At 34.9% G+C, this 8,905-nt stretch carries 9 protein-coding genes; 8 read left to right on the forward strand and 1 reads right to left on the reverse strand.

The genetic code is table 11. The features are described 5' to 3' along the window. Positions 1–2 precede the first annotated feature (2 nt). A complete protein-coding gene (locus KHA87_RS21855) occupies positions 3–287 on the reverse strand; it encodes an AbrB/MazE/SpoVT family DNA-binding domain-containing protein (RefSeq protein WP_213096140.1) in 285 nt (94 codons plus the stop codon). Positions 288–779: 492 nt separating this feature from the next. On the opposite strand from KHA87_RS21855, the gene metG reads away from it, so the two are divergent. From metG to KHA87_RS21895, 8 genes are all read left to right on the forward strand, one after another. Next, positions 780–2,783 carry a methionine--tRNA ligase gene (gene metG / locus KHA87_RS21860; RefSeq protein WP_481748390.1) on the forward strand — a complete coding sequence of 668 codons (2,004 nt, stop codon included), beginning with the start codon at positions 780–782 and terminating at the stop codon, positions 2,781–2,783. 327 nt (positions 2,784–3,110) lie between these two features. Beyond that, the gene (locus tag KHA87_RS21865; protein ID WP_213096139.1) at positions 3,111–3,878 is read left to right on the forward strand and encodes a TatD family hydrolase; all 768 of its coding nucleotides are present in this window, start codon (positions 3,111–3,113) and stop codon (positions 3,876–3,878) included. A gap of 226 nt (positions 3,879–4,104) precedes the next feature. Beyond that, a complete protein-coding gene (locus KHA87_RS21870) occupies positions 4,105–5,298 on the forward strand; it encodes a G5 and 3D domain-containing protein (protein WP_249310722.1) in 1,194 nt (397 codons plus the stop codon). A 204-nt stretch (positions 5,299–5,502) separates the two neighbouring features. Next, entirely contained in the window at positions 5,503–6,063 is a 561-nt protein-coding gene (rnmV, locus tag KHA87_RS21875; protein WP_213096138.1) for a ribonuclease M5, read from the forward strand. Continuing rightward, a complete protein-coding gene (gene rsmA / locus KHA87_RS21880) occupies positions 6,056–6,946 on the forward strand; it encodes a 16S rRNA (adenine(1518)-N(6)/adenine(1519)-N(6))-dimethyltransferase RsmA (protein WP_213096137.1) in 891 nt (296 codons plus the stop codon). Before rnmV ends, rsmA begins: the two co-directional genes overlap by 8 nt. A gap of 152 nt (positions 6,947–7,098) precedes the next feature. Next, entirely contained in the window at positions 7,099–7,974 is an 876-nt protein-coding gene (gene yabG, locus KHA87_RS21885) for a sporulation peptidase YabG (protein WP_213096136.1), read from the forward strand. Positions 7,975–8,211: 237 nt separating this feature from the next. Further along, the gene (gene veg / locus KHA87_RS21890; protein WP_213096135.1) at positions 8,212–8,463 is read left to right on the forward strand and encodes a biofilm formation stimulator Veg; all 252 of its coding nucleotides are present in this window, start codon (positions 8,212–8,214) and stop codon (positions 8,461–8,463) included. 184 nt (positions 8,464–8,647) lie between these two features. Continuing rightward, positions 8,648–8,830, forward strand: a complete 183-nt coding sequence (locus tag KHA87_RS21895; RefSeq protein WP_213096134.1) for a small, acid-soluble spore protein, alpha/beta type — start codon at positions 8,648–8,650, stop codon at positions 8,828–8,830. The last annotated feature ends 75 nt before the right edge of the window (positions 8,831–8,905 follow it).

Below are 8,905 nucleotides of genomic sequence, written 5' to 3' on the forward strand. Positions count from 1 at the left end.
CTTTACTTTGCAGATTGGAAAGCATTTTGAATTTCTTGTAGTAATTGCTCTGCACCTTCACGGCTTAGAACTAATTTTCCGCCTGCTAATTGAACGTTATTATCAGATACTTCACCAGTAATATGGCAAGTCATGCTTGGCTTATATTTTTTTAAGATAATTTTCTCATCATCTACATAAATTTCTAATGCATCTTTTTCAGCAATTCCAAGTGTGCGACGAAGTTCAATAGGAATAACAACGCGACCTAATTCATCAACCTTACGAACAATACCAGTAGATTTCATTTTCTTTTCTCCTCTCGTTTACTCCGAATTATTTGTCGTCAATTTTCGACATTTTTTTTATAACTGTTTATATCATACCAAGCATTCCCATATCCGTCAATAATTATTTTGTATAAAATAGGAATTTATAAAACTCGTAAAATCATTGATATATAAGTAATTTTCAAAGAAAATATTGTTTCATTTAGAAGCAAAAATGTTTAAATAGTATAGTATTCGTAAAAAAATGTAAAATGATTCTCAACTAAATTTCGACAAAATTTGTATCACTAAATAAATTAAAAGTGGAGGAAGTCTATACTAGATAGTCAAAAGTTGCAGGTTGTTTCATTTTTATGTATATTTTGATGATATAAGAGGTTATCCTGTGATATAGAAGTTATATAAGAATTGCCCAAAATGGCATTTAGTAGCTCTCGTCCTTTGGGTGAGAGTTTTTACATGTTAGAAGGCAGTGATGGCAAGAATATTATTATTAAAAGGGTGGGATATATGTTGAGTGAACAGGCAAAAACATTTTATATTACGACTCCTATTTATTATCCTAGTGGGAATTTACATATAGGACATGCGTATACAACAGTCGCAGGCGATGCAATGGCACGATACAAAAGAATGCGTGGCTTTGATGTAATGTATTTAACTGGTACAGATGAGCATGGACAAAAAATTCAGCGTAAGGCTGAAGAGCAAAAGATTACACCACAAGCATACGTAGATAATATTGTGAATGGTATTCGCGTTTTATGGGACAAATTAGATATCTCTTACAATGATTTTATTCGAACAACAGAAGAAAGACATAAAAAAGTTGTGGAAAAGATTTTTAAAAGGCTGCTAGATCAAGGAGATATTTATTTGGATCAATATGAAGGCTGGTACTCTGTTCCGGATGAAACCTTTTATACGGAACATCAATTAGTTGATCCTATTATAGAAGATGGCAAGGTAGTTGGTGGAAAAAGTCCTGACAGCGGCCATCCTGTAGAATTAGTAAAGGAAGAATCCTATTTCTTTAAAATGGGTAAATATGTCGATCGTCTTTTACAATATTATGAAGAAAATCCGGAATTTATACAACCAGAGTCAAGAAAGAATGAAATGATTAACAATTTTATCAAACCTGGGCTTGAGGATTTAGCTGTTTCTAGAACAACATTTGACTGGGGGGTAAAAGTTCCCGGAAATCCGAAGCATGTTATATATGTTTGGATAGATGCTCTTTCCAATTATATTACTGCTCTTGGCTATGGCACGGAAGATAACTCAAAATATTTGAAATACTGGCCGGCGGATGTTCACTTAGTAGGGAAAGAGATTGTTCGATTCCATACTATCTATTGGCCAATTATGTTAATGGCACTGGATTTGCCGCTTCCAAAGAAGGTTTTTGCACATGGCTGGTTATTAATGAAAGATGGTAAAATGTCAAAATCAAAAGGAAATGTAGTAGATCCAGTTACATTAATCGATCGTTATGGCCTTGACGCCCTAAGATATTATTTATTACGCGAGGTGCCATTCGGCTCTGATGGAGTATTTACACCAGAAGGTTTTGTAGAAAGAATTAACTTTGATTTAGCGAATGACCTTGGGAACTTATTAAATCGTACAATTGCAATGATTAATAAGTACTTTGATGGGATTATTCCTAACTACAAAGGATCGAATAGTGATTTTGATAAGCAGCTTCTTCAAGTGAATCAAGCAACGGTCAAAAAGTATGAAGAAGCGATGGAAAAAATGGAATTTTCTGTTGCTTTGTCTTCCATATGGGAATTAATTAGTCGTTCAAACAAATATATTGATGAAACAACTCCATGGTCTTTAGCAAAAGACGAAGGTAGAAAAGAAGAATTGGCAACTGTAATGGTTCATTTGGCTGAATCTCTAAGAAGAATTGCAGTGTTATTACAACCATTTTTAACTAAAACACCTATGAAAATTTTTGAACAATTAATGATTCAAGACAGCAAAATTAGAAATTGGGATAGTCTCGACACATTTGGGTTAATTCCTGAGGGAACAAAAGTAGTTGAAAAAGGTGAGCCTATCTTTCCAAGATTAGAAATAGAAGAAGAAGTAAACTTTATTAAGCAAAAAATGGCAGGGTCAACTCCTAAAGAGGAAGAGCCATCGACAAAGAATGTGGATACTGAGGCAGATAAAAAGGAAGAAATCACTATTGATGATTTTATGAAAGTAGAACTCCGAGTAGCTCAAGTTCTTCATGCAGAGCCAGTGAAAAAAGCAGATAAGCTGTTAAAGCTGCAATTAGATCTTGGATATGAAAAAAGACAAGTTGTATCGGGTATTGCGGAATTTTACAAGCCAGAAGAATTAATAGGCCGCAAACTAATTTGTGTTGCAAATCTAAAACCTGTAAAACTCCGAGGAGAATTATCACAAGGTATGATTTTAGCGGGCAAACAAGACGGAGTTCTTTCCTTAGCTAGCGTAGATGAAAGCCTACCGAATGGAGCTATTGTAAAGTAATTGTAATATTAAATCAGCTTCAATTTCCAATAATCTTGACCAAAATAGTATAGGGGTGTTTCACGTGAAACATTTTTCGACGTGATTCCCTATGCTATTTTTATGTAGGCTCCATTTTTAAAATATTGCTGGTTATTTGCTTTTTATGAATTTGGTAAAAATAATGTTTTTTGACGCTGTCGAAATAAGTAAGGAATTAATACATAAAATATATACTGTTAATTTCCATTTTTGAGTTATTTTTGGCCTGGAAATGTGTAAAGCAAATGTTAAGTGAATGCAAAGCTTGTGTAGAATTTATATATTACAATACAAAGGAGAATCAATATGTTATTCGATACACATGTTCATCTTAATGATGAACAGTATGATCAAGATTTAGAGAAGGTTATAGAAAATGCATTAGCTGCTGATGTTGAAAAAATGATTGTGGTCGGATTTGACAGACCGACGATAACTAAAGCGATGGATTTAATTGAAAAATACGATTTCTTATACGCCAGTATCGGATGGCATCCAGTTGATGCAATCGATATGACAGAGAAGGATTTAAAATGGATTGAAGAATTATCATCTCATCCAAAAGTTGTAGCCTTAGGAGAAATGGGTCTTGATTATCATTGGGATAAATCTCCCGAGGACATTCAGAAGGAAGTGTTTCGTAAACAAATTCGTTTAGCCAAGAAAGTAAACTTACCAATTATTATACATAATCGTGAAGCTACCCAAGACATCGTAGAGATTCTAAAAGAAGAGAAGGCAAGCGAAGTGGGAGGAATTATGCATTGCTTTAGCGGTAGCGTTGATACTGCAAAAGAATGCATTAACATGAACTTTTTAATATCCCTCGGTGGACCTGTTACCTTTAAAAATGCTAAAAAACCAAAAGAAGTTGCTAAAGAAATACCACTAAGTCATTTATTAATTGAAACAGATTGTCCTTATCTTGCACCGCATCCATATCGCGGAAAAAGAAATGAACCTGCATATGTAAAGCTTGTTGCTGAGCAAATTGCGGAAATAAAAGGGGTGTCTTACGATGAAATAGCGACACAAACTAATCAAAATGCTAAAAGATTATTCGGCATAAATTGATAGAAGTAAGTGTCGAAATATTAGGGAGCTTGTCTTTATTTTATAAAATACCAAAAGGTTCTACATGTCTTTCCTCCTACATAGGATATTCATGTCGATAAGTCTCCCTTTTAATATTTTCGATAGTTTTGCATAATAAAAACTAATTTACATGGAAACATCAAGGGAAGACAGCGGCGTGATAGTCTATGTGATCTCACCAATGAGAAGGAGGCGAGTTACTTTCATGCTAGTGAATAACATGAAAAACCTGTTATCCAGGTCAGTGTGTAAGAAGAAGTGGACTATATTTATTGCTAGTTTCCTAGTCTTTGTGATCACCATTTGCTTAATTACCTTTGAAACTACAAAAAAGACAGTAGCTATGACTATAGACGGGAAAAGAAAGGTGATTAAGACACACGCAAATACGATAGGGGAATTGTTAGACGATCTTAAGATTAATTTAAAGCAACAAGACTACTTATCCCTACCTGTCGAGACAAAGGTTAAAAACCAATTATCTTTTGTATGGGATCCAGCCAAAAAGGTAACTATAACAATGGATGGGAAAAAGAACCAAGTTTGGACGACTGCCGATACTGTTCAGGAATTATTAGAGGATAAAAATATCGGTCTCCGTCTGGTTGATCAAATTAAACCAAAAAAGAACTCTAAAATCTATGAAAATATGAATATAACCATACAAAAGGCTTTTCCGGTTACATTCAATAATGGTGGTAAGAAGACAAAAGCATGGTCTACTTCGACTACTGTCGGTGACTTTTTAAAGCAGCAAGGCATTATACTACAAGATTTGGATCGGACCAATCCAAATACCAATCAATTAGTAAAGCCCAACGAAGTAATAAAAGTGATTCGAGTTAAAAAAGTCACCGATGTAGTGGAAGAACCAATCGAATTTCCTGTAGTTACCCAAAAAGATGCAAGCCTATCAATGGGTGAAGAAAGAGTTTTACAACAAGGCCAAAACGGTCTCGTTCAAATGTTATATGAGGTCATTATTGAAAATGGCAAAGAAGTGAGCAGAAGCCTGATAAAAAAAGACATATTGAAGGAAAGCAAATCAAAAATAGTTGCGGTAGGATCAAAAATGACCAACCAAGCTTCTAGAGGCAGTATGGAGACCGCCCGCGAGTTTTATGTCAACTCTACTGCGTATACTACCAATTGCAATGGCTGCTCAAGCCGTACTGCAACAGGAATTAATTTGAACGCAAATCCCAATATTAAGCTAATTGCGGTGGATCCGCGAGTCATTCCGCTCGGTTCAAAAGTTTATGTTGAAGGCTATGGATATGCAATTGCAGGTGATACAGGCGGTGCAATTAGAGGAAATACGATTGACGTATACTTCTCAAGCAAATCAGATGCGTATCGCTGGGGAAGACGGTCTGTAAAAATTCGTATATTAAAATAGTATGACAGAGGGCTATCCCTCTGTTTTTGTTATTTTTAAGGGATAATACATTTAAACAGTAAGTATTTTATGGGAAATTGTCTACATCAAGCTTCAGCGTCCCGTGTATTTGTTCATTTAATTAAACATGTTATATAATATGAAGGTGAATTCATACAATTAGACGATTCTGAATGAAGAATGTTTCAATAATTTGGAGGAAAGATGAAAATAAAAGAAATAATTGTTGTGGAAGGCCGTGACGATACAACTGCTATTAAAAGGGCAATTGATGCAGATACAATAGAAACGAATGGTTCGGCTATTTCGCAAGAAGTTATCGAAAAAATACGATTGGCTCAAGAAAAAAGGGGAGTAATTATTTTTACGGACCCTGATTTCCCTGGGGAAAAAATTCGAAAAACCATTGAAAATAAAGTTCCTGGATGCAAACATGCATTTTTAAAAAAGCAGGATGCAAAGCCTTCTTCCGGCAAAGGGATTGGCGTAGAGTACGCTAGTCCTGAAGCAATAAGGCAAGCATTAAGGGATGCCCATACAATGGAGACAGAAATAGTAGAATTAATTACACAAGAGGACCTGCTTACAGCTGGGTTAATTGGCGGAATAAGAGCTAAGGGAAGAAGAGAACGTTTAGGTGAATTGTTAAAAATCGGTTACACAAATGGTAAACAGCTTCACAAAAGGCTAATGATGTTTCAAATTAAAAAAGAAGAATTTGCTGCAGCCTTAACAAAAGTTTTGCAGGAGGAGCATAATGCATAAAGATATTGCAACACCACTAAGAACGAAGGAAATCCTTCATAAATACGGGTTTTCTTTTAAGAAAAGTTTAGGACAAAACTTTCTTGTTGATTCCAATATATTAAGAAAAATTACAGAGTTTGCTCATTTAACGAATGAAACAGGTGTCATTGAAATTGGCCCGGGAATTGGTGCTTTAACAGAGCATTTAGCAAGGACAAGCAAAAAAGTGGTGGCATTTGAAATAGACCAAAGGCTTTTACCAATATTAGAGGATACGCTATCACCATATAACAATGTAAAGATTATTCATCAAGATATCTTAAAAGCAGATGTACAAGAGGTTATCGCTGCAGAATTTGGTGATACAAAGGATATTATGGTAGTGGCAAACCTACCGTATTATGTGACTACCCCGATATTATTAAAATTACTTAATGAGCAATTACCGTTGCGAGGAATAGTGGTAATGCTGCAGAAGGAAGTTGCAGACCGTATCTCGGCAAGTCCGGGAACAAAGGAATATGGTTCGCTGTCGATTGCTATCCAGTATTATACACAAGCAGAAACAGTGATGATTGTACCTAAATCTGTTTTTACTCCGCAACCAAATGTTGATTCAGCGGTTATTCAACTCCTTAAACGCGATAAGCCTGTTGTAGAATTAGAAAACGAGGAATTTTTCTTTCATGTTACTCGCACTTCCTTTGCACAACGAAGAAAGACGATAATAAATAATCTAACAAGCGGATTGCAAAATGGAAAAGAAAATAAAGCAAAGATAATATCAGCTCTTGAAAAGGCAAACATCGATCCTACAAGGAGAGGTGAAACTTTGTCTATCCAGGAATTTGCCACATTAAGTAATATATTACTTGAAACCCTTCCTATTAATGAGAAATAAATCCTCTTTACATCAGTGGTCTTTATAAAGAAGACCACTGATGTAAAGCCCCTAATCTAAAATCCAAAGAATTGAAAAGCACAACTTTCCCAACTTCGCATAGCCTATATAGAAGTATCAACGAGTAATCTGACCAAGTGGAGTTGAAGACGGTGAATGTTCAAATAAATTCAATTGTTGGGCGCCAGTCTTATGAATGTGATCTTCTATTTAAAGTAATTGATATAAAAGTAATAGATGGAAAAAAAACAGCCGTTCTTTATGGAGAAGACTTTCGCTTGATTGCAGATGCCCCTATCGACGATTTAGTTTTAATTAATCGGGATGAACGCTCAAAAATATCTCGGGAGTATCGAACGCTGGAGGCGCAGTCCTTTGAATTGTTTCAGCAGGAAATGGAGTTAATAAAACAACGACAGGAATATCAAGCAACAAACAGCTACAGTAATGATTATAATTTTTTTCAAATACCTGGGCGTGTTCTTCATATAGACGGAGATCCATCATATTTAAAAAAGTGTTTGGATTTATATGAGAAAATTGGTCTTACCGTTTATGGAGTACATTGTCATGAGAAAGAAATGCCGAATCAGATTTCGTATTTGCTTGACCAATATCGTCCAGATATATTAGTAATAACCGGACATGATGCATATTCAAAGGCAAAGGGAAAAAAGTCGGATATAAACGCTTATCGGCATTCTAAATATTTTGTAAAAACTGTGAGTGAAGCCAGAAGGAAGATTCCGCATTTAGATCAACTCGTGATATTTGCAGGTGCGTGTCAATCTCATTTCGAATCGTTGATTTATGCAGGTGCCAATTTTGCGAGTTCTCCATTAAGAGTCAATATTCATGCACTTGACCCAGTTTATATTGTTGGAAAAATTTGCTATACCCCTTTTATGGATCAAATTAATGTTTGGGATGTATTACGTAATACTTTAACAGGCGAAAAGGGTATTGGGGGTATTGAAACAAAGGGAGTGCTAAGAACTGGGATGCCATACAAACCAGTTGAAGATTGAAACAAAAAGCCACTAATGGAAAAACATTAGGGCTTTTTGTTTTTTGTCTCTCTTTTGCTTTCCTTTATCTTTACATAATATAAAAAGAAATGGAAATACTAGTAAATGTAAAAAAAACAGTCATTTTGTTGATGAAAAAATATTGACACAGACTTTGTTTCATTGATAAAATTAATAATTTATGTTTGACGTATTTTTGATTTTGTGGTACACTAATACATAGTGAGGTGGAGCAAAATGCCAAAAACATTAACTGACATTAAAAAATCCCTTGACTCTAATTTGGGTAAACGATTAATGTTGAAAGCTAATGGTGGACGAAGAAAAACAATTGAGCGTTCTGGTGTTTTGGCAGAAACTTATCCATCAGTTTTTGTCATCGAATTAGATCAAGAGGAAAATGCTTTTGAGCGTGTTTCCTATAGCTATGCAGATGTACTTACTGAAACAGTACAACTTACCTTCATTGATAAACATCAAGAAATTTAAAATAGCTAGCAGTAGACAATTTTGTGTTTACTGCTATTTATTTTGTTTAAAAAACTTTTAACATTTTTCAACAAAATTCGTTCATTATTTACATATATAGCATTTTATTCTTCTTCCATCCAGAAAATAATCGAGGGCTTCTTGCAAATAATAATAATGCGGCATAACAAAGGGGGAAATCGTAATGGGCAGGAGAAGAGGTATTATGTCTCATCAGTTAAAAGAAGAATTAGCAAAGGAACTAGGATTTTATGATGTCGTAAAAGAAGAAGGATGGGGCGGCATCAAGGCAAGGGATGCAGGGAATATGGTTAAAAGAGCCATTGAGCTAGCAGAGAAGCAGCTTGCCAATAAGAATCAAATATAATATTAATAACCTAAAGCTCCATAACGAAATCTAAAACTATGCCGTAGACCGAGGTTATCTCGGTCTTTTTTTTTT

This window comes from Bacillus sp. FJAT-49736 (genome assembly GCF_018343615.1).
Classification (GTDB): domain Bacteria; phylum Bacillota; class Bacilli; order Bacillales; family Bacillaceae_C; genus Margalitia.

Excerpts from the sequence above, each read along its gene's own strand:
- KHA87_RS21855 (WP_213096140.1), bottom strand. The coding sequence starts at position 287 with ATGAAATCTACTGGTATTGTTCGTAAGGTTGATGAATTAGGTCGCGTT.
- metG (WP_481748390.1), top strand. The coding sequence starts at position 780 with ATGTTGAGTGAACAGGCAAAAACATTTTATATTACGACTCCTATTTAT.
- KHA87_RS21865 (WP_213096139.1), top strand. The coding sequence starts at position 3,111 with ATGTTATTCGATACACATGTTCATCTTAATGATGAACAGTATGATCAA.
- KHA87_RS21870 (WP_249310722.1), top strand. The coding sequence starts at position 4,105 with ATGCTAGTGAATAACATGAAAAACCTGTTATCCAGGTCAGTGTGTAAG.
- rnmV (WP_213096138.1), top strand. The coding sequence starts at position 5,503 with ATGAAAATAAAAGAAATAATTGTTGTGGAAGGCCGTGACGATACAACT.
- rsmA (WP_213096137.1), top strand. The coding sequence starts at position 6,056 with ATGCATAAAGATATTGCAACACCACTAAGAACGAAGGAAATCCTTCAT.
- veg (WP_213096135.1), top strand. The coding sequence starts at position 8,212 with ATGCCAAAAACATTAACTGACATTAAAAAATCCCTTGACTCTAATTTG.
- KHA87_RS21895 (WP_213096134.1), top strand. The coding sequence starts at position 8,648 with ATGGGCAGGAGAAGAGGTATTATGTCTCATCAGTTAAAAGAAGAATTA.